The organism is Kaarinaea lacus, from assembly GCF_975902315.1.
Map to the genome: position 1 here is coordinate 17,688 of NZ_CDLKIE010000119.1, position 15,626 is coordinate 33,313.

The following is a 15,626-nucleotide window of genomic DNA, read 5'->3' on the forward strand; positions in this document are numbered from 1 at the left end:
GTATTCCTGTTAATATTCGTAAAACCATCATTCGAAGACAGGCAACGTAGTATTTAGTTTTCCCAACGTGATTCGACAAATCATAATGCTATAGAAAATAGTTACAGTAACCGCTCTACTACACTAATCATCTTGCGGCCTTGCGGCTCAACTTTACTATTAAAACTCTTCACCAGTTTGCCATTGCGATTCAGCATATACTTGTTGAAATTCCATTGAGGATACTCGCCAGAGATCCTGGCCAAAGTTTTGTATACTGGACCTGCGCTATGGCGTGCAACGTAGGTTTTCTCAAATGTGGGAAAATCAACGCCATAAGTTAGCCGGCAAAAATCCTGAATTTGCTTTTCACTACCGGGTTCCTGTCGACCAAAATCGTTAGACGGAAATCCCAATACTATAAATCCCTTATCCCTGTATTTTCGGTATAGCGCTTCCAGACCCTCATACTGGTAGGCATACCCACATTTACTGGCGGTGTTGACAACAATCATCATATTACCAATATATTTTTTGCTGAGATTCACTGTATCGTTACCTGCCAGGGTACGTATACTGTAATTCCGAGTTTCCGGGCAAGCTTGCTGGGAAACAGCAAATGAATCCGACATACCCAGGACTGACAGCGCAAAAGTCAATTATATCATATAGTTAAGTGCCCGGCGATCATGTCTCATCTGCCATTACTCATAGTAGGCCTCATTAGTACTCCATAAAATAGTTACGTCTTCACGTTACCAGTTTAGCGGGCTCATTGTCTGATACAACTATATTACACACTAAACGCTTCTCGATATATTGTGTTAGTAATTTCACTGGATTCGTCATATTATTTTGTCACACATTTTGATGTTTCTGTTTTGTTTCACTCAATTGCTTAATTCCATCGCCCACACTAAAATCAATTAATAAGCTACGCTTGTTAACATATACAAAATTATTTAACTGTACTAAAACCAGAATTATGTCTGAAAATATTAACGTACTGGTTGTTGACGACGATCCGGATATTCGCGAGTTGTTAAATGATTATTTAAGCGAACACGGCTATGACGTCACCCAGGCCGAAGATGGACCAACAACGCGTCAACAACTGGAAAAGCAGCTACCGAATGTTGTATTACTTGACATTGGACTGCCTGGTGAAGATGGGCTGAGCATCGCTCGTTATTTGCGAGAGCACCATGATATTGGCATTATTATCGTATCAGGCGCCGGCGAAACTGTTGATAGAATTGTAGGGCTTGAAATCGGCGCTGATGACTATGTGTCTAAACCTTTTGATCCGCGGGAGTTACGCGCTCGCCTGAAAAATGTGGCACGGCGTTACCAACGCCCTGTCGCGTCAGATTCAACTTCAAACAGTCAGTCGAATCATGCAAGAACTCAGATAGCTTTTGGACCGTGCACGCTGGATTTAACAAGCTATCAATTGCTTGGAAACGAGAATCAGGAAATCCCCATAACCAACATGGAGTTTGACCTCCTTAAAGTGTTTGCGGAACGACCCAATCGTCCATTAACTCGAGATCAGTTACTCAACCTGACCCAGAACCGAGACTGGGATCCTTATGATCGCAGTATCGACATACGCATCACCCGGCTGCGAAAAAAAATTGAACCAGATCCGGAAAAACCTCAGGTAATCAAAACGGTACGAGGAATTGGCTATATGTTTATGGGCGAGTCCAAATAACACCGAATCAAATTCAGCAATTGTTTCAGTCCTGTTTCAATTGTTTGCATTGTTTAGAACGCCAATTAACCCTCTGGCTAGCTGGTACAATTTATAAGTAAAGCAAAAAGCTAATATCATACCAGAACATGGACATGCAGACTCAAGCAAACCGCACAGGCAACGCCACTGACCGTGTAGCACGCGCGCTTAAAATAGCCGCAGACACAGTAGCCAATGATAGTGGCAAGAATATTTTTCGCGAGTTGGTCATTAATATCACGCAGGCGCTGGATGTCGCCTACGCCTATATTGGTAAAGTCAGGCCAGGTGAAGCTGATGTAGTAGACATCATTGCCGGTTACTTTGGAGATGGCATCGTTGAGAACAGCCATTTTAATCTGGAAGGCACACCCTGCAAGAACGTCGTTAACCAGGTCTATCGATATTACCCTGAAAATGTTGCAGCTTTGTTCGGTGACGACAGCATGGCTGCTGATCTAAACGTGGAAAGTTATGCGGCAATACCTCTGTATGACTCAAATGGCAAAGGCATGGGCATTATGTCCATTATGGACACAAAACCTTTGACTGAACCAGAACTCGTCAAATCGTTGCTACAGATTTTTTCCGTACGAGCGGCGGTTGAACTGGAAAAACTCAGTGCTACTAAAATCAGCGAGGCAACACAGGAACAGTATAAAACCATTTTTAACAAATCACTGGATGGACTGATTTTGTTTAGCCTGGATGGCCGTATTGTTGACATGAATCCCGCCTGGCTTGATATGCATGGTTACACGCGAGATGAAGCCCTGCATTTACGTCCACTAGATTTTGTTCCGCGTGAAAGCCATGAAGTCTATAAACAATTTATATCCACGGTGGGGAAGAACCAGCCATTTCACACTGTCGCAAATGGTTTGCGCAAGGATGGCAGCCGCTACCTGGCCGATGTGCGTGGTGTACAAATGGACTATCAAGGCAGCCCACATATGCTGGCAATACTTCGCGACGTTACTGAACAGGTGGAACATGAAAACGCGTTACGTAAAAGCGAGGATCGTTTAAGGTCCACAATCAATGCCGCAATGGACTGCATTATTGGCATTGACCCTGATGGCAATGTTCTCGAGTTTAACCCGGCAGCAGAAGAGACCTTTGGATTTGCAAAGTCAGAAATTGTCGGCAAACCAATGGCTGATCTTATTATTCCGGATCATTACCGAGAACAACATAGTATTGCGATGAACAGTCGCAAACAGGCCGTCGAAACAAAAAATCTTGCCAAACGCATGGAAGTAACTGCAATGCGCGCGGACGGTTCGGAGTTTCCCGTGGAACTGTCCATTGATGTTGCTCAAGGCGCAGAAGGCAAAATGTTTATTGGCTATTTGCGGGACATCACTGAACGCAAGCAGGCCGAAGAGCAACGTTTACGACTTGAAGCGCAATTGCGACAATCTCAGAAAATGGAAGCCATTGGGCATTTATCCGGTGGTATTGCTCATGATTTTAATAACATTCTGACAGGCGTTATGGGATACATCGTATTAGCCCTGGAAAAATCTGAGCAATATGGCGACGAAAAAATAGCAAAATATTTAACCCGCTCACTGCGTTCGGGGCAAAAGGCCCGCGACCTGATTCAGCAAATGCTAACCTTCAGCAGAGGTCAACGTGGTGAACCCAAACCACTGGTTTTAACACCTATAGTCAAAGAATCCATAAAACTGCTGGAGTCCACCCTGCCCTCTACTATAGAAATCAAAACCGATTGCGATTATCAACTGCCGCAAGTTAATGTGGATCCTGTTCATATCGAACAAATAATTATGAATTTATGCATCAATGCCAGAGATGCAATGCAAAGCAGTGGCAAATTGACTATTTCAGCAAAACAGCAGCATTGTAGCAATTGCATATGCTCTTCCTGCCAACAGAGTATCGAGGGGGATTTTATAGAACTTGTAGTATCTGACACTGGCGTGGGAATTCAGAAAGATGAGATTAGTCGAATATTCGAACCCTTTTATTCTACCAAGGAAGTAGGAAAAGGCAGTGGCATGGGACTGTCTACGGTACACGGCATCGTGCATGAATATGGCGGTCATATTGGTGTTGAATCGAATCCCGGCCGTGGTACCAGTTTTCATATTTTTATACCTCCCATAAAACATGAAACAGATTCAACTGGCGATGATACGGAAGATAACATGCCCGGCAACAGTACCAGGAAAACGTTACATGGCCGGGTATTACTGGTTGATGATGAATTATCAGTAAGCGAATTTATGGAAGATATGCTGGAAGAATGGGGTATCGATGTATATACCTTTACTAATAGCCTGAAAGCGAAAGAATTCGTTGAAGCGAATCCGGAGGCTTTTGATTTAATCATCCTTGACCAAACCATGCCGGGACTGACGGGTATTGAACTGGCTCGACATGTTGTCGGCGTCAATCCCCACGTACCCATCATTTTGTATACCGGGTATAGTGAAGAGATTGCCAAAAGTGATATTGAAATATTGGGTATACAGGCACTTGTTAAAAAACCGATTGATGTTGAAGATTTCTATCAGCTAACAAAGTCAGTTTTACACAGCGCCAGGTAATACCAGCCAGATTAAAAGCAGGAAACAGGGATCGCATCCTCTATCCCGATACAACTATTTATATGCGGTTATATTAATACTGAAACAGTCAGAAACAATTCATCAACATAATCATCATACCTGGAAATTCAACCGATACATTACCTCCCTATTATTTGTTATCAGGATATGCACAAACGTGCTGTCTTCATACGACGAATAATTCAAGTGGAGGAAATCACAATGTTACAGAAAGTACATCAAACAGATTCCGAGCGCTACGCAAATTGTATCGCTGTATCAAAGCGTATTCGCTGGGAAATCGACAAAGATGTTTTCAAGGGTCGCAGTTTTGATTTTAATAAAAAATTTCTGCCTGACGGCTTATCCAGAATACAGGACCTGGAGTTCATGTCTGACAGCGATAAAAAACTGTTAAGCCAGGTCCAGGGAAGGACGTACGCCAATGTGTTCGGTCTCGTAGAACGATTTATATGTGCAAAAATTATGGAGGTGTCAGGTGATTATATGTTTGGTGACCAGGTTGCGCTGGAAGGATTAGTCCGCTTCAGTGATGAAGAACTGAAACACCAGGAAATGTTTCGCCGTATCGATAGCATGATTGGCCAACACATGCCTGACGGATATCAGTTTCAGCCAGATCCCAACGAAGTCGCTGCTGTTGTCCTGGAAAAGTCAAACTGGGCGATACTTGGTTTAACCTGTCATATTGAGCTTTTTACACAGGCGCATTACAAGCAAAGCATTGAACCGGACGAACTATTGTCTGATTTGTACAAGGACATTTTTTTGTTCCACTGGAAAGAAGAGTCCCAACACGCCATTATGGATGAAATGGAATGGATAAAGGAAGACAAAAAACTGACTGACAGCGAGCGTGATCAGGCAGTACAGGACTTGATCGAGCTTGTTGTTGCTGTTGATGGCATCCTGCAAATACAGTCAAAATCAGACAGCGAATATTTTTTCAAAATCTGCACTGACAACTACGATGACCAGCAACACCAGGAAATTGAAACAAAGCTATTAGAGGCTTACCGCTGGCAGTACATCATCTCCGGCGTTCAGGAACCACGTTTTCTGAAAATACTTGGCGGGATGATTAACCAGAAACAGCAAACCACCATACATCAAGCACTCGCAACATTGATGTAATTAACAGGCACGAGCGACCTGCATGCAGGTCGCTCTACTCACACTTGAAAAATTAGCCACTCTGGAGGTATTAACCATGTTTCCAAAACAGGACCTGGTATGGTGGTACTGGTTGGCAACCATCCCATTCTTGATGGCAGGTATCCTGGGTGAAACTAATGGATTAATCATCGTTGCACTACTCGCCAGTTTACAGATTTGCCATTTTCTTTGGCGCGAAAAAAGTCTGTCCGCATTCCCTGTGCAAGTACGCCTGGGATATCTGGCATGGTTCAGCACAGGACTATTCCCCTATCTGGAGTGGATGCTATGGATCCAGTTGGCGGGAACATCGTTGGCTGTTTTATTTGACTATTGCCCGATGGCAAGGCTTCTTGCACTGGCTCCCTGGAACCGAAATCAACCGCTAAGTGCACGCTTACTGGTGAAAACCATTTTTTCAAGACCAGTAAGAGGCTCAATATTGCAGGCGCCCTGATTAGTTTATCAATTGAAAATCCCTGCTGTTTATAGTCTATTTACCTTTAACTGTGCACTATTGTTGCACCCTGAAAATTAACTATGCACAACAAAGTTTCAAAATTAAATTCAACAAGTAAACAATATTTGTTCGATCTTCCCCTACTATACAAAATAAATCCCATAATATCTGGAGCTTATCGATCTCCGGATTCTAAAAACTGATGTTGGCACCCAGTTTGCTATACAGTAAGTACGACATTTCTTTTTACAAGCTGTATTTAACGGTACTCAAAAAGGAGGTGGTTTTGATAGAGAGAAATTCTGTCTCATGCTAACGAAGTTTCGCACTGCTAAATGGAATGAATGCATTGTCGAAACTTAACACACTCTGAATTGAGCAAAGCACGCTCTAACGTGGTCAGCACAGTTATCCGAAACGCCCCGCGTACAGCTATCCCGTTCCGCCCTTCACTTTGACTGTATCAAGGGCTATCGGATCACTGGGCTACCACAATCCAACGTCGGTCCGTCTTTTGCCAACGCCAGGCAATCCTGAATAATCCTTTTCACAACAGAATGGAGGTCCCATTATGACCGACTTGATTGTAAGATTTTTTGAATTGTTGATTGGTTCAATGCTTATCGTAGCAACGCTAATTACCAGTAGCTATTTTGTTAACGACATTATTTTGTTGCTACCACTACTGGCACTGCCGATCATTTTTTCCGGAATGTTTAACTGGCATCCTGCCGAGAAACTGAGTTCGCTATCAGTAAAGCTAGGCAGCTCGGTTAAACAAATGGTTAGTAAAAAAATGCAAGTATCCTCGATTTAACTCCACCTCGACGATAAATAATAACTATTGAAACACCCTGCCTGGCCCGCCTGAGTGCGGGCCTTTTTCGCAATCTGTTAGAAAATTTGCATCCAGGGAAATGATCTAACTTTCGTGAAAAAACCAGGATTAAACCGCGCCAGGATAAATGGGGCCAAAACCGCTATTTTATTGAAATCACCTGTAATTTCCCGGCTGCCTGACCTGTAATTCAGTACTGGATTCCGGATAATCACCTACAAAGTACCCATTATTCATGTTAAGGTGGCGAACTTGTATTTGCTCTCACTCGCGCCGCTAATTTGGGCATCAAGCGCCATCATTTCTCCCTCATTACGTGTGATTGAAAGTAAGCAGAACTTGAATTGTCACGAAAGAGCTGGAGATAGATAATGAAAATTGAAGCGAATAAAGTAGTCAGCATTGACTACACCTTAAAAGACGATGACGGCAACATTGTCGACACATCCAGCGGTGCAGAACCATTAGTTTACCTGCACGGCGCGAGCAATATTATTCCAGGGCTTGAAACTGAATTAGCCGGCAAAGCAGTGGGTGAAGAACTATCGGTGCGAGTTGCACCAGAGCAGGCATATGGCGTAAGGGATGACTCTAAAAAGCAGGCCGTTCCAAAGACCATGTTTGGAGAAGAAGAGATAAAGGTCGGTGCGCAGTATCATGCTGCCGGTCCTGATGGGCAACATTTAACAGTCACTGTTGTCGATGTTAGCGATGAAGAAGTCACGGTTGACGCCAACCACCCATTAGCGGGTTATCATCTCAACTTCGACGTCAAAGTTGTCGATATCCGGGAAGCCACCCAGGAAGAAATTGACCATGGGCATGTACATGGACCTGGCGGTCATCATCACGGTTAAGCACTAGCATTCAGAATCTATCGTTGCTCAATGGTAGAATCAAATATCGATCCCAGGTGGGGCGAATGGAGTCCGTTACACGATCCCTATGTTCTTGCACATTTCAAGGCGCGCCCCACTGATGTACTAATTACGACAGCACCAAAAGCAGGCACCACCTGGATGCAACAGATTCTGCATCAGCTAAAAACAGGTGGTGACAGCACTTTCTCTACTATCGATCAGGTTGTACCCTGGCTGGAACTTCCTCGAAATGGCAGGACATGGCAGCAAATGCTGGAATATTATGAGCAATTGCCCGATCCACGCCTGTTCAAAACACATTGCACTTACCAACAAACACCTGGCGTAAACACAGCACGCATCATTTTGAGTTCACGAGACCCTCGTGATTGTTGCGTGAGCTTTTACCATCACGTCATGTCAATGACCGATAGCGCTCTGGAAAATGTCCACATGACACGTCCGCAATCATTTGACGAATATTTTGAAGACTGGATGTCGTTCGGCGCCTGGTATCGCAATGTGCAAAGCTGGTGGCCGCATATCGATGATGAAAACGTACTGTGGTTACGTTATGAAGACATGGTGAAAGATCTGAAATCCTGCGCTCAACAAATACTGTCGTTTCTAAGTTGGGAGCTGGATAAACCCAAACTGGAACAGGCGCTTGAGTTTTGTTCCTTCTCCTGGATGAAACAGCATACGGAAAAATTTACCACTCGATCTGCCTCGGGAGAATCATTGTTTAAGCCCGGAGGATTTATCAGAAAAGGTCGGGTTGGTGATCATAAGTCCCTGATGGATCCGGAGCAGGAGCAACGAATTTTGGACAGGGCAAAAGATATTTTGCCCGAGGATTGTTTACGATTTATTGGAATTGATTAAGCGTACCTGTCACATCCCTGATCATATGCACTTGTTAATCAAGCTTGTTTAAAGATTTTTTTAGCGGGGATGTTTTTAATTAATTTTAAGCCTTTCCTGACGCCCTTATTTTCTTTTTCCAGCTTGTCCCTTACCTCTTCTTCCCTGGCCATACGCTCCATTTCCTTCAGCTCTTCCATACGCTTGCGTTGCTCGGCCTGAACTTTCGCACGAATTTCTTCCTTGGCTTTCTCATCAATATCCAGCTTAAAGAAATTGTTGTTTTCACGAATCAGGAAGCGATCTAGCCCATCGAGAAATTGCTCATCAATTTCGTTAATCTGCATAACCCTGGTCCGTCGTCCTAATGATTCGAAATTGATGACTTTTAGGTTTATACACCCTTTCTGCCGGTCTCCTTCAAAGAGCAATTCTGCGGTTATCTCAGCCTGAATCGTAAAGCGGGCACCTGGCTCGCCATTGTTACGAGGATACACCTGATAATTCAAACCATTTTCATTTAGAAAATTCTTGTTTTTGTTAATTGCGCTTGGATCTTCAACCACGAACTCTATATCAGTGGGTCGGGAGCAGGTACAACGAATCGAGATATAGTTGGTATCGGTCATACTGTCGACCTGAACTTTATAATCCCCCTGATGGAATTCCGCTTCCTGGCCTGCCACATTTACACCATATCTGGCAATGGTCTCTGGCTTAACATAGTTCAGATGCTTGGTAAGTTCCGCGTAGTGGGTGTAGATTTCTGTCAGTTTGGGCTGAACCTTCTGACGATAAAACTCTTCAGCCTTTTCCCTGCGTTGGCTTTCCTGGTTTTCTTCAGCTTTTTTAGTTTGACTTTGCTGTTTTAAATCATCTAACAAACCCATCTCAATTCTCCAATTCCCGCTACCAGATGATCAGATTAAGAAGTGTGATCTAATTAACTTTTATATCGACAGAATGGTGAAAAATTTGAGGTTGTTTGGGAATTGTGTCACGCAAAACAGCTAAATTGGATGTGTGCTGTTTAAATCTTTTAATCGTCACAGGCTAATATTACGAAAACTCGCTATTGATATTATGTTCTGGAATACACGGGCTTAAAGCATCCTGAATCCGGGGCGCAATCATTCCGAGGCTTAAACTTCTGATATATCAGGAGAAATGCGCTTTGAGTAATCGGGTGAAAAAAGAGCGCTGCTAGCTAAAATCACAGGCACCCGCGCCGCAACAAGGTCCGCTGGCACAGGGAGGCTCACTATTCTTTAACGCTGACTTACTGACAATATTACCGCCGGTGGGTAAACGCTTAACCGGGCTATTAGCCGGTGTATCACCGCTATCCATGCCAGCCAGCTCACATAATTCACCCCAGGTTTTTACATCCTGGCTCATAGGGTGTTTGACTTCAATAATTTTCGCATTTGCGTCACAGCGATAATCATAAGTTGGCATTTTGGTTACTCCGTTTCTACTGGCTGGGTGGGATCTACAAACATCAGAATACGATTACCATCGACAACAAACAAATTTCTGCGGTCTACGAAAACGTTGTCGGCGGTGGTTAATGTATCCTGTCCCAATATTGGCGTATTGCTGGTGAAATCAGCCTGGCCAATCACTCTGTCCGCATCTGGCTTGTTGCTGGCTGGAATAGTATTCCAGACTAGCACTCTTACGTTTCCGCTATCCGCAACAACCACCTGGTTACCATTGCTTGTTACCGATTTAGGACTGTCCAATCCGCTTTGACTTAATTCGGCAGTCGCCATTGTCATGTCTGTTTGTCCCAATACAACATCTGCCGCCTGCCCATTGCTTGTGGGAAAGCTATTCCAGAGCAACACGCGATGGTTGCCGGTATCTGCCACCAGCAGCCGAACACCATCGGTCCAGATACCTCCGGGATTACTCAAGGTTGACGCTGTTGGTAAATCTGTCACGCCGTCGCCATCGCTATCATTGGGCAGGCAATTATCAAAGTTTTGCTGGCCAATGACGATATCCGCAGCCGCACCATCGGCAGTGGGAATCGCATTCCAGATCAGGACTCGCTGGTTCACATTATCTGCGACAACCAGCTTGTCGCCCGCTACAAATACACTGCCTGGTCCCGACAAAGTACTGGAACTGCAACCAGAAGCTGCCGATGTAAAATCCAGCTGGCCAACCACATAATTGGCGTCCAAATTACCATCAACGGGCAGGGTGTCCCAGATGAGCACCCGGTTATTCCCCGTGTCAGCGACAAAAAACTGGGTGTTAGTGACATACACACCTGACGGACTGCTAAATCGTCTTGCCGTAGTATCAGATACCGCAGAAGTTAAATTGTCCTGCCCAATGACAAAATTAGCGCTGACGTCTGACGCTGTGGGAATATCATTGAAACCCAGTACACGATGGTTGCCGGTATCCGGAATATAGAGTCTGGTGTTCTGCCACTCGATTAAGGTTCCCACCACTCCACTCAAGGTATTCGCGGCAACCGTACTTCCCCGGTTGGGATCATTCGCATTAAATGCGTTTTGCCCAATGACATAGCTGGCGGACATCCCGTTGCTCAATGCGAGCACCGGATAGAACAGAGTAAACCTTAACATGGTACTGTTACCCGTTCCGTCTTCTGCCATGGTAGAGATGGTATTGGCGTTATTACCCAGGGTGACATCCGCGGTGAAATCGGTCCCTGATAAATTAGCATCGAAGATTGTTTCGCTACCGGACTCTTCAATTACCTGGGTGACTTCGACTCGGGCAGTATCGCTACTGACCACGCCCTGGATTGTCACATCTGCACTGCCTGTTATGTTGGAACCCATCTCTGGAAATGTAATCTCAATCAAGGGTGCAGTAATATCCGGATCGTCTTCTTTATCACATGCCGCGAGCGCCAGGCTCAACGCAATCGCTATATAGAGGTGGGGACGTACTGGAATTTTTACTATGTGCAACAACATGTTTAATTAACTACCTGTGTAAATCCGCGGATATATTCTGGAGCAATGAATAACTGCTGAAAATTCAAGGCGTACAGTCTACCCGAAAACCTGTTTATCTCATAGACAGTTTAAGCGGTTTTTGAGAATGGGCATTAAACGATAAAAAACAAAGGATTGGAAATAATTTAACCAATGTCCAATAGACAGGCATAGTACTTCGTAAATTTCAGTATTGGATACCCGGCACGTGTAATTAGTTCATCGTGTTTGCCCGCTATATATCCAGGCAGGCGCTCGACCACCTTGTGTTTTCCCATTAAGCTGTGTCAATTAACATGACGTTATTCATTTAATGTAGCCCCTGGATGAAACAACCAGGCCTCCAAAATCACAGCTTAAGTACATGTTTAGCTAAATGAAAATAAAACCGCTGCATTCCTGGCCCGACACCATAGCCGATGCAAAAGTAATACAGGAACAGTTTCGCGACAAAGTCATCACATTGAATCAGTTGAAACGCGTCAATAATGTCGCGGGAATTGATATCGGCTTCGAAAGCAATGGCAAAATCACCCGGGCTGCGATTGCAGTACTGAGCTTCCCGGATTTAGAAATAGTTGAGCAACAAATTGTACGCGATAAGACCCGCTTACCCTATGTACCCGGCTATCTATCGTTTCGCGAAGTACCGTCCGCACTCATCGCATTTGAGAAATTGAAAATCATTCCCGATCTGTTGTTATGCGATGGGCAGGGCCTGGCCCACCCTCGTCGATTCGGGCTGGCCTGTCACCTGGGTTTATGGACGGGAATACCGAGCATTGGCGTTGCCAAGTCGCGCTTAATTGGAACTCATCAGGATGTCGGAACTGAAAAAGGAGACTGGCAAGCGTTGATGAATGGGAACGACATTATTGGTGCCATATTAAGAACCCGGTCAAATGTATCGCCTGTGTTTGTTTCCATTGGCCACAAGGTGGACCTGGCGACTGCCATTGATTATACCCTGCGATGTACTACCAGGTACCGCCTGCCGGAAACCACCCGTTGGGCGCACAAACTGGCTTCCGGTTAGTTAGTGGAAGCAGGAAGGGTTTTAGCCAATAGCCCACTGGCGACATTTTCTTTGAGCGGTAATGGAATCTTCACCACGTAACCACTCCCGGGAGCGCACTCCATACTTTCCCCTTCTTCGCTTTCTATGTGGTTCACTTCAACACTGTAGTTACCACTGGGTAGAATAACCTCCAGTTGATCACCGGCATCAAAGCGGTTTTTAACGGCAACTTCGGCCATTCCCGTGGTTTGATCATAGCTGAGAATCTCACCCACGAAGCGTTGCTTACCTTTATCAGAATAATTGTTGAGATAATTCTGATACGCCTGATCAGGGTGACGCTGGTAAAAACCATCGGTGTATCCACGGTTGGCAAGATCTTCTAACTGTTTATATAACGAAGGATCAAAAGGTTTGTCGGCCACGGCATCGTCTATAGCCTGGCGATAAATCTGCGCGGTGCGCGCGACGTAGTAGTGGGACTTGGTTCGTCCTTCGATTTTCAAACAGTCGATGCCCATTTTCACCAGCCGGTCCACGTAATGCACGGCACGTAGGTCCTTGGAGTTCATTATATAAGTGCCATGTTCATCCTCCAGAATCGGCATATACTCTCCGGGACGATTTCCCTCTTCGATAAGGTATGTCTGGTCAGCCAGTGGATGGCGTTTCACGCTATTAGTATCAGGAAATGCTTCCGGATTGTTGATGGCACCCATGGCATCAAAATCAATTTTTTCCAGCTTGACCTGTACATCACCCGCATCGTCTTCATTGCCATCATGCACCTTGTATTGCCAACGACAGGCGTTGGTACAGGTCCCCTGGTTAGGGTCTCGATGATTGAAATAGCCGGACAACAGGCAACGGCCTGAATAGGCAATACACAATGCGCCATGGACAAATACTTCCAGCTCAATGTCAGGACATTGCTGGCGGATTTCTTCAATTTCGTCCAGCGACAGCTCCCGGGAAAGAATAACCCGCGTTACACCCAGGGATTGCCAGAATTTCACAGCGGCGTAGTTCACCGTGTTGGCTTGCACGGATAAATGAACAGGCATCTCGGGCCAGTTTTCTCGCACCATGGCAATTAATCCCGGGTCCGCCATGATCAGGGCATCCGGCCCCATCGCAATCACAGGTTTCATATCTGCCAGGTAGGTTTTAACCTTGCTGTTGTGCGGCATGATATTGCTGGCCACAAAAAACTGTTTGCCCTGCTGGTGGGCCTCGTTAATCCCAATCTCCAGGTTCGACATATCAAAACTGTTATTGCGCACTCGCAGGCTGTAACGAGGCTGACCGGCGTATACAGCATCTGCGCCGAAAGCAAACGCATATCGCATATGCTTCAGGGAGCCTGCCGGCGAAAGCAACTCAGGTTTTGATGGTAACGTTTTTGAAGACATCGATTTCTAAGATCCGGGATTTCCAGGTATAGCATTAACTGGCATGGTACTTATCGCAGTGTAACTTATAGCAATGGCACCGCTAGCAATTGATTCACAGGGGCGCTATTTTACCTGAATTTACCGAAATTGCTGGATAAATTTTACTAATTGAGGTTTGACGCGCCTGACGTCATTAAAGTTCACATAATATGTGGAGGTATAAGTCGACAAGATTCCATAAAATCTGTTTGGCTTGCCCAATAACGTACGCCGCATCAAACACTTAATAGTTTTAAATTGGCCCCGGCAGCTTTTCTCAGGCAAACAGGCAGCAGCAGAATCCAGCCATATGCTAACGAAGATACGATCGCAGCTCGGGCAGATCACTAATGACCGATACAAGCTGTTCTGAAAAAATCCGGTTAGCCGTTTCATTAGGATGCCCTTCCCATTGATTGACGTAGAGCTGAATGTTTTTATCCGCGTATTGCTTAATATAATCTGCAGGTATTACATTAATGCCTGACGCCGCCATGTGTTTTTCTGCAATCTGTGTAATCTCATAACTGCGGCAGTCCAGGCATGGGTACTGGTTTAACACCATTCCCAGTAATGTTGTTTTATGTTGAGCCTGAACAAACTCGCTTAGCGAATGCACATCTTGTGAAAAACGTGACTGATAGCTACTAAAGTCTTTCATAATGTCGGCAAAAAAATCGTTTCTTAATCCAAAATTGATTAGCAAGGCATTATACTTTTCAGATAAAAACTGCCCGACGGTGGTTCTTTCAATAAACACGCTTTTCATTGGAAATGGAACCTGGTATTCGAGGCTTGCCTGGTACTGGCCTGTACCTGACGGTAAAAAGTCATTCAGGCACATTCCGTAAATAACCAGATCAGGTTCCAGAAGTGGCAGATATTTTTTCGCAATTTGAAGAATATCTTCTGACTGATAGCCGGATACACCCAAATTCAGCACTTCAATTCGATATGTTTCTGAGAGGGCAGCGTCTATCAAACTGGCATAGGTACTTTTTGCATCGATACCATATCCGTAAGTCAACGAATCACCTAATACGATAACTCTAAATACTTCCTTTTGCTTTGCCGGAAATTCAGATGTCCTTCTGAATCCTTCATATTTATGAACATGTAACACGCCCTGCCAGTGATAGGAGCGCTCACTGCCCTCAACAGTAACAGGATTACGTTTCAACTCTTCCGGCATGACCAGGCCATTGCCACTTAATCCATTTTGACTGGATTGAGTTTGATTTTCAGTCTCGAGATATTTCAACGCACCTTCAAATAATATGAAGGCGCTGGATAGGGACAACAGCAATAAAAACAGGTTTTGTACGACAGATTTGTATTTAGATTGATGATTTTTCATCAACAATCCAAAAATCCCCGCTGCCACCGCTAACACAAAAGTGATGAAAACAAACAGCCCGATACCTGCCAAAGACTCTATTGTTAATATGAATAAATAGGAAACCTCGAACAGGACAACGATGGATATAATTGCAGAAGCCCATAACACTTTAGGTTGGGCCTTTAAATCGATATTCATTGACACATAATCTCTATCCAGGCCTGGCTCTATTTATGAACCAGGTGTACGACCAAAATATTTGAACCTTGTCTATTTACTGCGAAGAATATTTACGACGACCTACTCCTGATCCTGGTATTGCGCGGATGAGTACTCCTCGTTCCACGGCGCCACTTTAAAC

At 44.7% G+C, this 15,626-nt stretch carries 14 protein-coding genes; 8 read left to right on the forward strand and 6 right to left on the reverse strand.

Going from position 1 to position 15,626, the window contains the following annotated elements:
* Nucleotides 1–101 precede the first annotated feature (101 nt).
* Nucleotides 102–611, reverse strand: coding sequence for a glutathione peroxidase (locus ACWVCM_RS03250; RefSeq protein WP_455200273.1), 510 nt, complete (start codon nt 609–611; stop codon nt 102–104).
* Nucleotides 612–964: 353 nt separating this feature from the next.
* Between ACWVCM_RS03250 and ACWVCM_RS03255 the strand changes: the two genes are divergently transcribed.
* The 7 genes from ACWVCM_RS03255 (at nt 965) to ACWVCM_RS03285 (ending at nt 8,512) form a co-directional block, all read left to right on the forward strand.
* Entirely contained in the window at nt 965–1,696 is a 732-nt protein-coding gene (locus ACWVCM_RS03255; protein ID WP_455200274.1) for a response regulator, read from the forward strand.
* A 134-nt stretch (nt 1,697–1,830) separates the two neighbouring features.
* Nucleotides 1,831–4,293, forward strand: coding sequence for a hybrid sensor histidine kinase/response regulator (locus ACWVCM_RS03260; protein ID WP_455200275.1), 2,463 nt, complete (start codon nt 1,831–1,833; stop codon nt 4,291–4,293).
* Between the two features lie 222 nt (nt 4,294–4,515).
* Nucleotides 4,516–5,448 carry a hypothetical protein gene (locus tag ACWVCM_RS03265; protein ID WP_455200276.1) on the forward strand — a complete coding sequence of 311 codons (933 nt, stop codon included), beginning with the start codon at nt 4,516–4,518 and terminating at the stop codon, nt 5,446–5,448.
* A gap of 22 nt (nt 5,449–5,470) precedes the next feature.
* Nucleotides 5,471–5,926, forward strand: coding sequence for a hypothetical protein (locus tag ACWVCM_RS03270; RefSeq protein ID WP_455200277.1), 456 nt, complete (start codon nt 5,471–5,473; stop codon nt 5,924–5,926).
* Between the two features lie 574 nt (nt 5,927–6,500).
* Entirely contained in the window at nt 6,501–6,746 is a 246-nt protein-coding gene (locus ACWVCM_RS03275; protein WP_455200278.1) for a hypothetical protein, read from the forward strand.
* A gap of 392 nt (nt 6,747–7,138) precedes the next feature.
* Complete coding sequence (locus ACWVCM_RS03280) at nt 7,139–7,624, forward strand: FKBP-type peptidyl-prolyl cis-trans isomerase (protein WP_455200279.1); 486 nt, start codon at nt 7,139–7,141, stop codon at nt 7,622–7,624.
* Nucleotides 7,625–7,654: 30 nt separating this feature from the next.
* Nucleotides 7,655–8,512, forward strand: coding sequence for a sulfotransferase domain-containing protein (locus ACWVCM_RS03285; protein ID WP_455200280.1), 858 nt, complete (start codon nt 7,655–7,657; stop codon nt 8,510–8,512).
* Nucleotides 8,513–8,550: 38 nt separating this feature from the next.
* On the opposite strand, the gene ACWVCM_RS03290 is transcribed toward ACWVCM_RS03285, so the two are convergent.
* The 3 genes from ACWVCM_RS03290 to ACWVCM_RS03300 all read right to left on the reverse strand — a co-directional run bounded on the left by ACWVCM_RS03290 (nt 8,551) and on the right by ACWVCM_RS03300 (nt 11,454).
* Nucleotides 8,551–9,381 carry a hypothetical protein gene (locus ACWVCM_RS03290; RefSeq protein ID WP_455200281.1) on the reverse strand — a complete coding sequence of 277 codons (831 nt, stop codon included), beginning with the start codon at nt 9,379–9,381 and terminating at the stop codon, nt 8,551–8,553.
* Nucleotides 9,382–9,694: 313 nt separating this feature from the next.
* Nucleotides 9,695–9,949, reverse strand: coding sequence for a hypothetical protein (locus ACWVCM_RS03295; RefSeq protein ID WP_455200282.1), 255 nt, complete (start codon nt 9,947–9,949; stop codon nt 9,695–9,697).
* Nucleotides 9,950–9,954: 5 nt separating this feature from the next.
* Complete coding sequence (locus ACWVCM_RS03300) at nt 9,955–11,454, reverse strand: hypothetical protein (RefSeq protein WP_455200283.1); 1,500 nt, start codon at nt 11,452–11,454, stop codon at nt 9,955–9,957.
* Between the two features lie 397 nt (nt 11,455–11,851).
* On the opposite strand from ACWVCM_RS03300, the gene nfi reads away from it, so the two are divergent.
* Entirely contained in the window at nt 11,852–12,511 is a 660-nt protein-coding gene (gene nfi, locus ACWVCM_RS03305; RefSeq protein ID WP_455200284.1) for a deoxyribonuclease V, read from the forward strand.
* On the opposite strand, the gene trhP is transcribed toward nfi, so the two are convergent.
* Nucleotides 12,508–13,905, reverse strand: coding sequence for a prephenate-dependent tRNA uridine(34) hydroxylase TrhP (gene trhP / locus ACWVCM_RS03310; protein WP_455200285.1), 1,398 nt, complete (start codon nt 13,903–13,905; stop codon nt 12,508–12,510). The genes nfi and trhP overlap by 4 nt on opposite strands.
* 334 nt (nt 13,906–14,239) lie before the next feature.
* Nucleotides 14,240–15,463 (reverse strand): SGNH/GDSL hydrolase family protein, encoded by a 1,224-nt coding sequence (locus ACWVCM_RS03315; protein ID WP_455200286.1) that lies wholly within the window; start codon nt 15,461–15,463, stop codon nt 14,240–14,242.
* Between the last annotated feature and the right edge of the window lie 163 nt (nt 15,464–15,626).

Coding starts and splice junctions, on each gene's coding strand:
- ACWVCM_RS03250 (WP_455200273.1), bottom strand. CDS start 611: ATGTCGGATTCATTTGCTGTTTCCCAGCAAGCTTGCCCGGAAACTCGG.
- ACWVCM_RS03255 (WP_455200274.1), top strand. CDS start 965: ATGTCTGAAAATATTAACGTACTGGTTGTTGACGACGATCCGGATATT.
- ACWVCM_RS03260 (WP_455200275.1), top strand. CDS start 1,831: ATGCAGACTCAAGCAAACCGCACAGGCAACGCCACTGACCGTGTAGCA.
- ACWVCM_RS03265 (WP_455200276.1), top strand. CDS start 4,516: ATGTTACAGAAAGTACATCAAACAGATTCCGAGCGCTACGCAAATTGT.
- ACWVCM_RS03270 (WP_455200277.1), top strand. CDS start 5,471: ATGCAGGTCGCTCTACTCACACTTGAAAAATTAGCCACTCTGGAGGTA.
- ACWVCM_RS03275 (WP_455200278.1), top strand. CDS start 6,501: ATGACCGACTTGATTGTAAGATTTTTTGAATTGTTGATTGGTTCAATG.
- ACWVCM_RS03280 (WP_455200279.1), top strand. CDS start 7,139: ATGAAAATTGAAGCGAATAAAGTAGTCAGCATTGACTACACCTTAAAA.
- ACWVCM_RS03285 (WP_455200280.1), top strand. CDS start 7,655: ATGGTAGAATCAAATATCGATCCCAGGTGGGGCGAATGGAGTCCGTTA.
- ACWVCM_RS03290 (WP_455200281.1), bottom strand. CDS start 9,381: ATGGGTTTGTTAGATGATTTAAAACAGCAAAGTCAAACTAAAAAAGCT.
- ACWVCM_RS03295 (WP_455200282.1), bottom strand. CDS start 9,949: ATGCCAACTTATGATTATCGCTGTGACGCAAATGCGAAAATTATTGAA.
- ACWVCM_RS03300 (WP_455200283.1), bottom strand. CDS start 11,454: ATGTTGTTGCACATAGTAAAAATTCCAGTACGTCCCCACCTCTATATA.
- nfi (WP_455200284.1), top strand. CDS start 11,852: ATGAAAATAAAACCGCTGCATTCCTGGCCCGACACCATAGCCGATGCA.
- trhP (WP_455200285.1), bottom strand. CDS start 13,905: ATGTCTTCAAAAACGTTACCATCAAAACCTGAGTTGCTTTCGCCGGCA.
- ACWVCM_RS03315 (WP_455200286.1), bottom strand. CDS start 15,463: ATGAATATCGATTTAAAGGCCCAACCTAAAGTGTTATGGGCTTCTGCA.